The sequence below is a fragment of the Pseudomonas sp. MF5691 genome (assembly GCF_016405645.1).
Lineage (GTDB): Bacteria > Pseudomonadota > Gammaproteobacteria > Pseudomonadales > Pseudomonadaceae > Aquipseudomonas > Aquipseudomonas shahriarae.
Window position 1 is genome coordinate 441,561 of sequence record NZ_JAEKDC010000003.1, and the last position, 13,143, is coordinate 454,703.

Sequence of the window (13,143 nt, forward strand, 5' to 3'; positions counted from 1 at the left end):
GCTGCGGGAACCCTGCCCCCAACAGCACCCGCCGTTTTTTATCGAGACATGGATGTCGAAGAACCCGCCGCTTTTTAATCGTCGTCGCTATTTGCTCGCGTTTTTTATCGTGTTGCTGGCGGTGCTCGACCCCTTCGGCCTGGCCAGTTCCAGTGACAAGGCATCCGCCCAGTGGCTCAACCGGATGTTCTCCAGCAATTACCCGAGCACCGGCCAGCAACATATCACCGTGGTGTTGATCGACGACGCCTACCTGATGCGCAACAACACGTCATGGCCGATGCCGTATAGCGAGCAGAGCAAGTTGTTCAAGCGCTTGCTGGCCTACAAGCCCAAGGCGGTGTTTGTGGATTTGCTGTACAGCCACGATCACTCCCTGGGCGACCCGACGCGGGGCAGCCAGTTGTTGGCGAATGTGTTCGAGCGCTATCAGCGCCGGGGCATTCCGTTGCTGCTGGCCAACACCGGGGTGACACGGGGCGAGAATGGGCAGGCCAATACCCTTGAGCAATTTGCCGCGTTCAGCCAGCCAGGGCTGGTGGTCTGGGACGGTGTGGACGACAAGTACCCCTTGGCGATGCCGACCGCGCTGGGGGTAATGGAAACCCCGGCCCTGGCGCTGTACCGCCAGTTCTGCAAGGGCCAGCCGTGTGCCGACCAACTGCCGCGGGATGCTGAAGCCGCTGCACAGCTACAGCCGATCGCCGTGCAGTGGGGCTTGAAGCTGGCGCCGCAGCAGGCGCAGATCGCGGATATCCGGCACTGCGCACCACCGCGCAACTTTGTGCTGGATGGGGTGGCGCAATTGTTCCAGGCGGTGTTCTGGAAACTCGACGACTCCGCCCAGGCCCGTTGCCCGTATAGCCTGACCCTGTCGGCCAGCGACCTGGAGGTCAGCTCGCCGGAAGACCAGGCGTTGGTGGCCGGGTTGCTGCGCGACCGACTGGTGATGGTCGGGGCCAGTATCACCTCCACCGGCGACCTGGTGCAGTCGCCCGTGCATGGGCTGATCCCCGGGGTGTACCTGCATGCCATGGCTTTGGACAACCTGATCGACAAGGGCATGGATTACGACCGCGAGCCGGCCAATTTCCCGAGGTTGAACCTGCACTGGGTAGACGTCCTGGAGCTTGGGCTGCTGGCGCTGATTATCGTGCTCAAGGCCCTGCATGCACGGCGCCTGGCCGGTTTGCAAACCTGGACTCGCTGGCGGGATCAAGAAACCCGCTTCTTCACCACACCCTACCCGTCGTGGGGGCTGGTGATGCTGGTACTGCTGGCGGTGTGCTGGGTGCTGTATCTGAACCACATCACCCTGGTCAACGTGCTGGGTATTGTTTTGCTGTCATTGGCGCTGTTCAGCGAGCGGATCGAAGCTTTCTTCGACCGTGGCCGCTGAGGGTGCCGCCATGTCGTCTCACTCAAGGAAACCAAGGATGAACAGAATCCTCATCGTGTTACTCGCCGCGCTCTACAGCCAGGGTGTACTGGCCGAAACCCACGTCATCAAGGAGTTCCTGGCCGACCCGGTGGAGGTGGTGGACGAGCAGGGCAAGCTGCAGCGGGAAATCGCCCGCAAAGACACCCCCAAGCAACCCGTTCAGGTGTTGAAACTCAACAAGGAACTGGAACTGGTCCAGGTGGAGCTGGCTGGGCAGAAAGTCTGGCTGGATACCGGGGACCTGCGCATCGAGCCGCCCTTCCACGTCACCGAGCTGCCGTGCCAGCTCATGCCCCAAAGCCTGGCCAAGGACAGTAACAACAAGTCCACCCTCGGCTACGGTGCCGGCTGCAATCAATAAGGGAGTATCGCGGTGAAGGGATATCTATTGCTGGCCAGTGCATTGCTCAGCGGCTGCGCCACCTTGAAGGGGGCAGACCAGGCGTTTATGAACCTGGTGGGGCCATCGACGCAGTCGCGCGTCGAAGGCCACTATGTGGATAACGCCGACGTGCGCCAGTACTACAGGCTCGACCCGCAGCGCGCGGGCCAGCAGCGCTTGAGCTACGACGGGCGCACCGTACCTGCCGCCGAGGCGCGCCAGCAGAACCTGGTGGATATCCCGATGCTGCAGGTGTACTTGCAGGGCATCGTCACGCGCCTGTCCAAGGGCTGGCCGGGGCAGTTGCCGCTGTTGCAGGTGAAGATCACCGACAGCTACAGCTTCGGGCCGTCGGCGGACCCGTACGGCAACATCTTCGTGCCCCTGGGCATGCTGGAAAACGTCGGCAGCGAAGACGAAATCGCCGCCATGCTCGGCCATGAAATGAGCCATGTGCTGCTGCATCACCATGACCGCGCCGCCGCCTTCCAGCAGCAGAAGGATATGTTCACCACCGTGGCGTCCACTGTGGCCCTGGCAACCGTGGCGGCCAACACCGGGGTGGACCGCAGTTCGGGCACCATGAAACTGTTCAGCAAGGACCCGGCCGGCACGCAAAAAACCATCGGCAATACCGTGTTGTATACCTCGCTGGCCAACAGCTTTTCCGACAACGTGTGGAGCACTGCGTGGGGCCGCAGCCAGGAAGACCAGGCCGACCTGCTCGGCACCGACCTGATGATCCGGGCCGGCTACGCGCCCCGTGCGGCCACCCACAGCCTGGAGCGCCTGAATGATTTCCAGGGCAAGCAGAAACCATTGCTGACGGGTTTTCTCACCGCCCGCAAGGATGCGATGCAAGACTCATTGCAGCAGTTCAACCTCGACCGCTTTACCAAGGAGCTGGACGTGCTGGTCAAGGACGGCCTGACCAATACCATCACCGCCACCACCGATTACTTCAACCGCTCCCACATGTCCGCCATCGACCGTGACACCGAGCTGCGCCAGTACCTGCAACGCGAGTACCGCAAGGAGCGCCGCGCCCGGGTCAACACCACGAACTGGCCGAAGGTGCGTGACGCCGCCCCTGTGGCCAAGGCCATGCAGGGTTACAAGGACGCCTACGCCGCCACCGCTGCCCTGGCAAAAAACAAGGTGCCCGAAGCCGATGCGTTTATCCGGCGCGCCTTGAGTTCACCGGTCAAGGACCAGCCAAACATCCGCCGCACCGCCTACGCCGTGCGCCTGGCCCAGGGCAAAAACGCCGAGGCGCTCCAGCAATTGCAGGCGATCAAGGACTGGTCCCTGGCCGGGCCTTCGACCTATGACTTGATGATCAGCTACTACCTCAAGCGCGGCGATGGCAAGGCCGCGCTGGCCATGATCGACACAGCCGAGCGCCACTTGGGTTCGGAAGAGTTGTTTATCACCGAGAAGCTGCTGGCCAATCAGCAACTGCAGAACACCCAACAGGTGCAAAGCGTACTGCGCAAATGCGGGCAGTACCCGACACGCAAGGCCAACTGCCAGAAGTTGGCGCAGGTCAAGGCGTAAGGTTTCAGGCAGCCATAAAAAAACCCCGACACGTCGGGGTTTTTTATTGCCTGGTATCAGGCACGACGCACGATCTTAGAACACGTTGATCGGGTAGTCGGCGAACAGACGGATTTCGTTACCACCAACGTTGTATTCGCTGGCGTTGTTGGAAACGCGCAACCAGGATGCACGAGCGCGCAGGCTCAGGTCCTTGGCTGGACCAGCTTGTACGACGTACTTGAACTGGTTGAAGATTTCACGCTCGGAACCATCGCCACGGTTGGTACCGTCGTCAATGTTGGTGCCACGCACGTAAGCGACGTTATAGGTCAGGCCCGGTACGCCGAAGGCGCTGAAGTCCAGACCGTAACCAACCTGCCAGGAACGCTCGTCTTTAGCGTTGAAGTCAGACCAGTAGGAGTTGGCCAACAGGATGGTGTTGCCGCCGTCGCCGATACCGCCAGCGTTGCGGTAGCCACCGTACAGATAGCCAGTGTCACCGGTGCTGCGCTGGTGAGCGACAGTGAAGCTATGCGCGCCAACGGCCCACGTAGCGCCCAGGCTCCAGATCTTGTTGTCGCGGGCGTCTTCGTTCTTCTGGTTTTCCAGAGCGAAGCTCTTGTCCAGCTTGGTTTTGTAGCCGTTGAAGTCAAAAGTCAGCGACTGCTCTTGTGGCAAGGCCAGCACGTAGTTGACGTTGATGTATTGCTTCTTCAGCACGTCTTGCATGTCGGAAGCGTACAGCGCGGCCGACAGGCTTTCGGTGAATTTGTAGCTACCACCGATGTAGTCGATGCTCTTCAGGCCGCCGCTGTCGGTGCCTTCCATGCTCTTGCGAGCTTCCTTGGTGAAGTGACCAGCATCAAGTTGCAGGCCAGCGATCTCTTTGGAAACAATCGAAGTACCGGTGTAGGTTTCCGACAACAGACGCGAGTTGTCGTACTGCAATACAGGTACGGCCGGGAACTGATCACCGTACTTGAGCACAGTGTTGGACACACGGAACTTAACGGCAGCGCCGCCTTTGGCCAGGTCGTGTGGTGCCGGACCAGGGTTTGGCTTGCCGTTGGCATCAACAGTGCCGTTGCCTTGCTTGAAGAAGTCGATACCGCCAGCACCAGCGCGGCCTTGGCCACCATCCAGGCGAATAGCGTATTGGCCGATCACGTCCACACCCACACCGACGGTGCCTTGGGTGAAGCCGGACTCAAACTTACCGATAAAGCCTTGGCCCCATTCAGCTTTGTCTTGCTTGCGGTTTTTGTAATCGCGGCTGATATACGCATTACGCGCCGCGATGTTCAGGTGGCTGTCTTCCACGAAGCCTTTGGATTGCTCCTGGTCGTTTGCCATTGCCTGAGTAGCGCTCAAAATCCCCAGAGCAATCAGACCCATCCGTTTATTCAACATTTTCTTATTCCTTATTACTGGTTGAGTACGCGCTGTGACACCTGGCTCCATTTGGCTTTTTTGGTATCAATTTTCCCCGGATAAAAAAAGGCCCGCGGACGACCGAATATGCCGCGGGCCTTTTTTATAGGGAAGTCATGGCGGTTAGCCACAGGCGTTGAGGCGAATCCTATCCGCGCCCTCAGCCGCATGTCAATTTCGTGAATCGTCTGTATTTAGGCAAAAAAAGTCTAAGCGATATTATTTAGCCATTATTTACGCGATATATACGCTCGGCCAATTCATCGCCTGAATAAGCCGCTGGTGGGTAACGCATTTTCCCCTGCGGCGTAAAATTCCATAAAAAACACATCTTGAAACATTTGTTTTCGCGGAAGGTCGAGGAATGATTAACGCGCGCAAATAGCAAGCATTATCATTCGCGCGCTTTCTTCCTCCTTCTTACGGATGCGCCCCTCGATGCCTGCCTCTCGCCTGACGCCCATAACCCTTGGGCTTTCCGCACTGCTGTGCGCCGGATTTGCCTGCGCCGCGACCACACTGCCCGCCACCTCCATCAGCGCCGAAGCTGACGAGGACGACCCGCGCGTCAAAGACACCAACACCGCCACGCGCACAAGCACGCCGGTGCGCTACGTGCCCCAGGCGATCGACTCGGTAAAGACCGAGAACCTGCGCGCCTACGGCACCAACGACCTGGGCCAGGCCCTGAGTGGCATCCCCAACGTCAGCAGCGGCGCCGACACGCGCTTCGACAGTTTGCGCATCCGTGGCTTCGAAGCCAGCAACGACTTCTACCTCGATGGCATTCGCGACGACAGCCAGTACGTGCGCGACCTGCACAACATCGAACGCATCGACGTGCTCAAGGGCCCCGCCGCCGTGTTGTACGGCCGTGGTGGCCAGGGCGGGATCGTCAACCGCGTCAGCAAAATGCCCCAGGCCGGGCGTGCTTCCAGCCTCGAGGCCCAGGGCGGCACGAACGGGCTGCGCAGTCTGTACACCGACTTGAGCGCTGACCCGACCGAGAACATCAGCCTGCGCCTGAACATGGGCAACGAGGACACCGACAGCTTCCGCGACGGCATCAGCGGCAACCGCAAACTGTTCGCGCCGTCGATAAGCTGGCAACTGACCCCGCAACTGAACTGGCTGGTGCAATACGAATACAGCCGCTACGACCGCACCCCGGACCGTGGCATCCCCGGCGTGCGCGGGCGCCCGGCCGATGTGAGCCGCGACACCACCTACGGCGACCCACGGGACTATATCGACGACACCACCCAGTCCCTGCGCTCCAAGCTCGCCTATGAACTCAACGACAGCTGGCAACTGCGCCACACCCTGGGCGTGTTCAAGCTCGACAGTGACTTCGACAATACCTACCTGAACGGCTACGACCCCAAGACCAACACCGTCGCGCGCCAGCGCTGGCAGCAAGACCTGACGACGCGCAACGTATTCAATAACGTCGAACTCGAAGGTGGCTTCAATACCTTTGGCCTGGAACACCGCCTGCTGACCGGCGTGGAGCTGGGCAGCCAGCGCCGTGATCCGAAGTTGTACAGCGCGGTAACGGCCACAGTGCCCGGCCTCGATCTGAACCACCCCAACCGCCACCTGAGCCATACCGGGCCGATGACGATCTCGAGTAACAACCACACCGAGGTCGAAAGCCAAGGCCTGTATGTGCAGGACCAACTGCGCCTGAACGATCAGTGGCAGTTGCTCGCAGGTTTGCGCTACGACCGTTTTGAAGTGGACACCACCAATAAAATCATCAACCTGGGCAAAAAGGTCGACAGCCACAACACTAGCCCACGGCTGGGCGTGGTGTGGACGCCAGTGGAGAACCATTCGTTCTACGCGTCGTGGAGCAAGACGTTTTCCCCCACCGGCGGCGGCCTGATCGGCATCACCCCGAATGCGAAGGACAATACCAATGACCTGAGCCCCGAGCTGACCAAGCAAAAGGAAATCGGGGTCAAGAGCGACTGGTTCGACGACCGCTTGAGCACCACCCTCGCCGTGTATGAACTGGAACTCTACAACCGCCGCACCCGCGACCCGGAGAAACCACTGATCACCCTGCTCAGCGGCCTCCAGCGTTCCCGTGGTATCGAGCTGACCACCACCGGCAAAATCGCCGGCAACTGGTATGTACGCGGCGGCATCGGCGTACAGGATGCCAAGGTGGTGAAAGACAACAATAGCTTTGAAGGCAAACGCATCAGCGACGTGGCCAAGCGCAACGCCAGCCTGTTCGTTACCTGGAAACCGGAAATGGGCTGGTACGCCGAAACCGGCCTGACCCTGGTGGGTGATCGTTATGCCGATAACGCCAACACCGTGGTGTTGCCGGGCTATGGCCGCTGGGACGCCCTGGCCGGGTTCCGGCACAAGGACTGGGATGTGAAGGCGGCGCTCAATAACATCAGCGACAAGACGTACTACGCGTCGGCGACCAGCGCCAACCAGATCCAGTTTGGTGAGCCGCGCAGCCTGGTGGTAACGGGGACGTACAACTTCTAAGCCACATGCGGCTCATGGGGGAGCGGGCTTGTCGGATCGCCGCATCGCCGCGAAGACGTCGGCCCAGCCAACATTGATGTTGACTGACCCACTGCTTTCGCGAGCAAGCCCGCTCCCACAGGGGATCTGCGCTTAACTGACTGGCATTAGGGCAAGCCCGCTCCCACACTTGCAGATCAGTGGCAGTCAGTTGCGGATCAATTCGCATAGCACTTGCACCTCATCCTCACTGAACAACCCCAGCGGGTAGCGCTCACTCATCACCCTGCGTGGATCAGCCTGCCGGATCCGGCGCGAGCCGTTTTCCTTCAACCAGAGTGCCAGCGCGTGAATCGCTTCGCCCCGAACTGCCAGGGGGTGGGGCGCGCGTGTATAGACCAGGTTGATATCGGCGTTCATTTCAGCGCTCTCTCCTACTGCTTGAGCGGCTAACTTACTCAAGGTTTATGACAGAACTGTGCAGTCACAAACCCCGATCACTGTCACAACGCCGATACAAGAGCTATGCCAATAAGCCCGATTTACGGGCTTGCACACACAAAAAAGCCCACGGCCCCAATGGGCCGTGGGCTTGCTGTTATTGCCCAGTGCAGTGGCTGACGATCAGCCGTCGTACGGCGAAATCGCCTGTTACAAGTGCACTCGGTTTTTGTGCGGCGCGGGCTGTTGTTGGGTCAGACAGTGGATATTGCCGCCCCCCAGTAACAGTTCACGACCTGGCACCATCACCACTTCATGTTGCGGGAACAGACCCTGAAGGATTTCCTCGGCGCGGCTGTCCAGCGGGTCATCAAAACTCGGCGCGATGATGCCGCCGTTGACGATCAGAAAGTTGACGTAGGAACCAGCCAAACGCACGGTCGGATTACGCTCCTGGGAACCGTCCACCGGATCAACACCGGCGCACTCTTCCTCAGTGGCGTACAACGGCCCCGGGATCGGCATTTTATGTACGATAAACGCGCGGCCCTTGGCGTCTGTGCTGTTTTGCAGCACGTCCATGGCGGCATGGCAGCGTGCATAGTTCGGGTCTTGCGGGTCGTCGGTCCAGGCCAGCAATACTTCGCCCGGGCGCACGTAGCAGCAGAAGTTATCCACATGGCCGTCGGTTTCGTCGTTGAACAGACCGTCGGGCAGCCAGATGATCTTATCCACAGCCAGGTTGGCGCTGAGGACCGCTTCGATCTCTTCGCGGCCCAGGTGCGGGTTGCGATTACGATTAAGCAGGCATTCCTCGGTGGTGATCAGCGTGCCTTCACCATCAACGTGGATCGAGCCGCCCTCCAGCACAAAACCTTCGGTGCGATAACGCGGGCTGCGCTCGATCTCAAGGATCTTGCCGCCCACCTGGGAATCGCGGTTCCACGGCGCATACAAGCCACCGTCAAACCCGCCCCAGGCGTTGAAATCCCAGTTCACGCCACGCACTTCGCCCTGGTCATTGATCACGAAGGTCGGCCCGCTGTCGCGTACCCACGCATCGTCGCTGGACATCTCCACCACTCGGATATTCGGCACATCCAGGCGCGCCCGGGCGTTTTCGTACTGGCCGGCGGAGACCGCAACCGTCACCGGTTCAAAACGCGCAATGGCCTTGGCCACTGCCGCATGGGCCGCCTGCGCCGGCTTGCCGCCCAGGCGCCAGTTGTCGGGACGCTCGGGCCAGATCATCCAGGCCTGGGTCTGGGGCGCCCACTCGGCTGGCATATAAAAGCCGTCAGCGCGAGGCGTGCAGTGCAAAGTGGTCATGGCGATCAGGACTCCAGGGAACCGTCGAGGGTCTTGAGCGCGCCGTACAGGTTCGGCCGGCGATCACGGAACGAGCCCCACGCGCTGCGGATGTGCTCCAGCTCATCGAGGTCGAAACTGTGCACCAGGATGCCTTCTGCGGTTTCGTTGAGCTCTTCGACTTTTTCGCCGAACTGGTTGGCAATGAACGACGAGCCGTAGAAGGTAATGTCGTAGCCGTCCTGCTCTTCGTTGCCGATGCGGTTACTGGCGATCAGCGGCATCAGGTTGGCGCCGGCATGGCCTTGTTGCACGCGCTGCCAGTGGTCGCGGGACGAAATGGTCTTGTCGTGTGGCTCGCTGCCGATGGCGGTCGGGTAGAACAGGATCTCTGCACCTTGCAGCGCCATGCTGCGGGCGCATTCCGGGAACCACTGGTCCCAGCAGATGCCCACGCCGATCTTCGCGTAGCGGGTGTTCCACACTTTGAAGCCGGTATCGCCCGGGTTGAAGTAGTACTTTTCGTGGTAGCCAGGGCCATCCGGGATGTGGCTTTTACGATAAATCCCGAGGTTGGAGCCGTCGGCGTCGATGATCGCGATGCTGTTGAAACGCGCACGGCCAGCCAGTTCGAAGAAGCTGATCGGCAGCACCACTTGCAGTTCCTTGGCGATTTTCTGGAAGTGCTTGATGGCCACGTTGTCGTCAACCGAGGTCGCCAGTTGCAGATAGTCCGGGTTCGGCTTCTGGCAGAAGTACGGGCTTTCGAACAGTTCCTGGATCAGGATGATCTGCGCGCCTTTGGCGGCGGCCTCACGGACCAGCTTTTCAGCGGTCTCGATATTGGCTTCAAGGTCCCAGGAACAAGCCATCTGGGTAGCGGCGACGGTAACGATACGGCTCATGAATCATCTCCTGGGCGGTGGTCAGCGGCCAGGATAACCAGGGCCGATGACAGAAAGGGGAATGCTGCGCGACTTTATAGCGGATAAAAATCGGCTTTTAAAGCGCGCAAACATCCGACTATCTAAAAAACTCAAAATATTACCGATAACAATCGGCTTTAAAAGTGAAACCCCAATCAACTGTGGGAGCATTTCAATTTATTGAAGGGGGTTACAACCCTTCATCCAGCACCTTCGACAACATGTCGACAAAGAAATCCACACTGCGTTTAGACGTGACCATCGGCGGCTTGATCTTGAGGATGTTCAAATAGTCCCCGGTCGGCTGCATAAAAATCCCCAGCTCACGCAAGCGATCACACAGCTTGGCGGTTTCTTGCGTCGCCGGCTCCAGAGTCTGCCGGTCCCGCACCAACTCCAGCCCCAGATAAAAGCCCGAGCCATGCACCGCCCCCACCAGCGGATGGCGCTCGATCAGCGCCTCGAGCCGCGCCTTGAAGTGCCCGCCGACCACCTGGGCGTTTTCCCAGAGCTTTTCTTGCTCCATCACATCCAGCACCGCCAGACCAATCTGGCAACTGACCGGGCTGCCGCCGGAGGACGAGAAGAAGTACCCTTCGGCCTCCAGCGCTTCGGCGATTTCCCGGCGGGTAATCACCGCACCGAGGGGCTGGCCGTTACCCATGCCCTTGGCCATGGTGATGATGTCCGGCACCACGCCCTGCTCTTCAAAGCCCCAGAAGAAATGGCCCATGCGCCCATAGCCGACCTGCACTTCATCGGCGATACACACACCACCCTGGGCGCGCACCAGGGCATACACCTGCTGCAAATAGCCCGGTGGCAGGGCGATGCCACCGGCATTGCCATACACCGGCTCGCAGATAAAGCCCGCCAACTGGCGCTGGCTGGCGGCGATTTTCGCCAGGTTGTGCTCAACGCTGCGCACGTAATCCGGCGCAGTGTCCGGGCCACGGAATTCGCCGCGATAGGTATTGGGCGCGGTCACGGGGTGCACCCAGTCGGGCCGGCTGCTCAGGGCCTGGGGGTTGTCGGCGATCGAGGTGGACACCGCATCGGCCGCCACCGACCAGCCGTGATAGGCCTCCAGCACACTGAGCATGTCGCGCCCGCCGCTGTAGGCCCAGGCCAGGCGGATCGCCAGGTCGTTGGCTTCGGTGCCACTGTTGACCAGGAACACGCGGTCCATGGACTCGGGCGCCAGCGCCAGCAGACGCTCGGAAAACTCGGCAATTGCGGCGTAATGAAAGCGTGAGTTGGTGTTGAGCAGCGACCACTGCCGCGCCGCCACCTGGGCCATGCGCGGATGGCCGTGGCCCAGTACCGCGACATTGTTGAGCATGTCCAGGTACGAGCGGCCCTGCATGTCGATCAGATGATTGCGCCAGCCACGCTCGATGCGCGGCGGGTCGACGTAATAGTGCTTCTGCGAGCGGGCGAAGCTGGCGTCGCGCCGGGCCAGCAAGGCTTCTGGATCCAACTCCGGCTCGGCGTCACAGGCCAGGCCCAGCAGCGTCGCCGGCGATGGGCACAACGCCTGCCAGGCCGCAGCGCGGGACGGCGTGCAGAACAATGGCGGATCAAGGTCAACCCGGCACAGTTGCACGGTCAATGCCCCGCACGCCTCCCCCAGGACCTGTCCTTTGAGCACCGCGGCACCGGGTTGCAAGGCATTTTTCAGGCCCTGTAGCCGTACATTCAGTTGAGCGCTATGCAGACTTAATACGCCATCGGCGGTGCAGCGCAGGATGCCGGCGAACGGCGCCTCTACGACGCTGCCCTGGGGCACATACAGTTCGACGTGCAGGGCGAACGTGTGCGGTTCGCTCGCGCAGTCCGGGCGCGTGCGGGACAAGCGATACTGACCATAACGACTGGCCGCCAAGCCGTGGACCGTTGCAGCCTGCTGCAATAGATGTTGATCGATGCCAGGGGTTTCCCAGTTTCCGGCTTCGAAATGCTCACTGAGTACACCCAGGTCGATCAGCGCGAACTCGCGCCCCACCAGGCCCGGCAGCAGCGGGGCAAAACCTTCGCCGGCCACTGGTTTGGGGGTTGCACCGACGCCCGCCTGGATCGCCGCCTCCATCAATTCAAACGGCACCGAGGTGGCAACGTGGAAAATTTCCCACTCGTGCTCGGCATTCTTCAACAGGTAAGAGTTATCTGGGTCCAGGCGCTGCTGCTGTTCGCTGCTCAGGACTAGAACCGCCGCACGGGCCACAATCAGCGGCCACAACGCCTGCAATTCCTGGGGTTGCAAAGGGGTCAACGCGTGACAGGCCTGGATCGCCGGCAGGATCGCAAACGGGTCGCCGTCAGCGTGGTGCAGTAAAGCGGCGCAGGTCACCGACAGGTCGGCAATCCGCCAGGTATGCACCAAATCACCGAAGTCGATAACGCCCTGCACCTGCCAATGCCGCTCGGCATCCCGCTGCCACACCACGTTGTCATCGGTGATATCCATATGCACCGCCTGCCACGGCAATTGCTCGGCCAGGGGGCGCAGGCGCTGCTCGACCTGGGCGGCGACCTGTTCCAGGGCCGCACGCTGGGGCAGGTTGTCGAGTGTCGAGAGTAAATGACGGATCAGTTCCAGGGCGTGGCGCGGGTCCCACTGCAGGGTGCGCTCCAGGCCCCCATGGGCGAAGCCGGCCAACGCCCGGCTCATCTGCCCGCACAGCTGGCCAAACCCGGCGATCAGCTCACGGCCCAGGTGCGGCAGGTGGGTCAGCGGCTGGCCGTCGATATAGTCCAGCAACCGCAGGTGCACCGCCTGCCCGGCGACCGTCAGGCTCAGCAGTTGCTCGCCATCAAGGGTACTGATGACCGTGGGCACCCGAACCGCCGCATGCGCCTGCAGGTGCGCCAGGGCGGCGTGCTGGGCGTGCAGCTCGACGGCGGCATACTCGCCACGGCAGATTTTCAGGACGAAGCGGCCCCGGTCACTGTCGACCCGGTAATTGAGGTCTTGCTGGCTGCCCAGGGACTGCAGCGTGCCACTGAGGCCGTAATGTTGCTCAAGCATCTGCAAGGCTTGCTCCGGCCCGACTTGAGGGCACGGCAAACTGGCGCGGTGGATCAATGTATCGAGCAACATGTGACGGCCCCTGGTTTTTTTGTCCGGTGCCTATATCGCCATTGTTGACGGGGGTTGCGCAACCCCTGGAAGACGGCCAGGCCGG

General features: G+C 60.8%; 9 protein-coding genes. 4 read left to right on the forward strand and 5 right to left on the reverse strand.

Annotation, left to right across the window (positions count from 1 at the left end; genetic code table 11):
* Nucleotides 1-52: 52 nt before the first annotated feature.
* From JFT44_RS07265 to JFT44_RS07275, 3 genes are read left to right on the forward strand one after another with little or no spacing between them, the layout of a single operon-like run.
* The gene (locus JFT44_RS07265) at nucleotides 53-1,399 is read left to right on the forward strand and encodes a CHASE2 domain-containing protein (protein ID WP_169959959.1); all 1,347 of its coding nucleotides are present in this window, start codon (nucleotides 53-55) and stop codon (nucleotides 1,397-1,399) included.
* 37 nt (nucleotides 1,400-1,436) lie between these two features.
* Nucleotides 1,437-1,802 (forward strand): hypothetical protein, encoded by a 366-nt coding sequence (locus JFT44_RS07270; RefSeq protein ID WP_057437096.1) that lies wholly within the window; start codon nucleotides 1,437-1,439, stop codon nucleotides 1,800-1,802.
* A 12-nt stretch (nucleotides 1,803-1,814) separates the two neighbouring features.
* Complete coding sequence (locus JFT44_RS07275; RefSeq protein ID WP_057958018.1) at nucleotides 1,815-3,380, forward strand: M48 family metallopeptidase; 1,566 nt, start codon at nucleotides 1,815-1,817, stop codon at nucleotides 3,378-3,380.
* 75 nt (nucleotides 3,381-3,455) lie between these two features.
* Here the strand turns inward: JFT44_RS07275 and JFT44_RS07280 are convergent, their stop codons facing one another.
* Nucleotides 3,456-4,772: an OprD family porin gene (locus JFT44_RS07280; RefSeq protein WP_169959961.1), complete on the reverse strand. Its 1,317-nt coding sequence runs from the start codon at nucleotides 4,770-4,772 to the stop codon at nucleotides 3,456-3,458.
* Nucleotides 4,773-5,231: 459 nt separating this feature from the next.
* Here JFT44_RS07280 and JFT44_RS07285 point away from each other — a divergent pair, with 459 nt between their 5' ends.
* Nucleotides 5,232-7,304 (forward strand): TonB-dependent siderophore receptor, encoded by a 2,073-nt coding sequence (locus tag JFT44_RS07285; protein WP_057958016.1) that lies wholly within the window; start codon nucleotides 5,232-5,234, stop codon nucleotides 7,302-7,304.
* Nucleotides 7,305-7,490: 186 nt separating this feature from the next.
* On the opposite strand, the gene JFT44_RS07290 is transcribed toward JFT44_RS07285, so the two are convergent.
* The 4 genes from JFT44_RS07290 to JFT44_RS07305 form a co-directional block, all read right to left on the reverse strand.
* Nucleotides 7,491-7,703, reverse strand: a complete 213-nt coding sequence (locus tag JFT44_RS07290; RefSeq protein ID WP_057958013.1) for a hypothetical protein — start codon at nucleotides 7,701-7,703, stop codon at nucleotides 7,491-7,493.
* 231 nt (nucleotides 7,704-7,934) lie between these two features.
* Nucleotides 7,935-9,053 (reverse strand): agmatine deiminase, encoded by a 1,119-nt coding sequence (gene aguA / locus JFT44_RS07295; RefSeq protein ID WP_198830469.1) that lies wholly within the window; start codon nucleotides 9,051-9,053, stop codon nucleotides 7,935-7,937.
* Between the two features lie 5 nt (nucleotides 9,054-9,058).
* On the reverse strand, nucleotides 9,059-9,937 hold the full coding sequence (gene aguB / locus JFT44_RS07300) for an N-carbamoylputrescine amidase (protein WP_057437091.1): 879 nt from the start codon (nucleotides 9,935-9,937) through the stop codon (nucleotides 9,059-9,061).
* A 211-nt stretch (nucleotides 9,938-10,148) separates the two neighbouring features.
* The gene (locus JFT44_RS07305) at nucleotides 10,149-13,058 is read right to left on the reverse strand and encodes an aminotransferase (RefSeq protein WP_198830470.1); all 2,910 of its coding nucleotides are present in this window, start codon (nucleotides 13,056-13,058) and stop codon (nucleotides 10,149-10,151) included.
* Nucleotides 13,059-13,143: the final 85 nt, after the last annotated feature.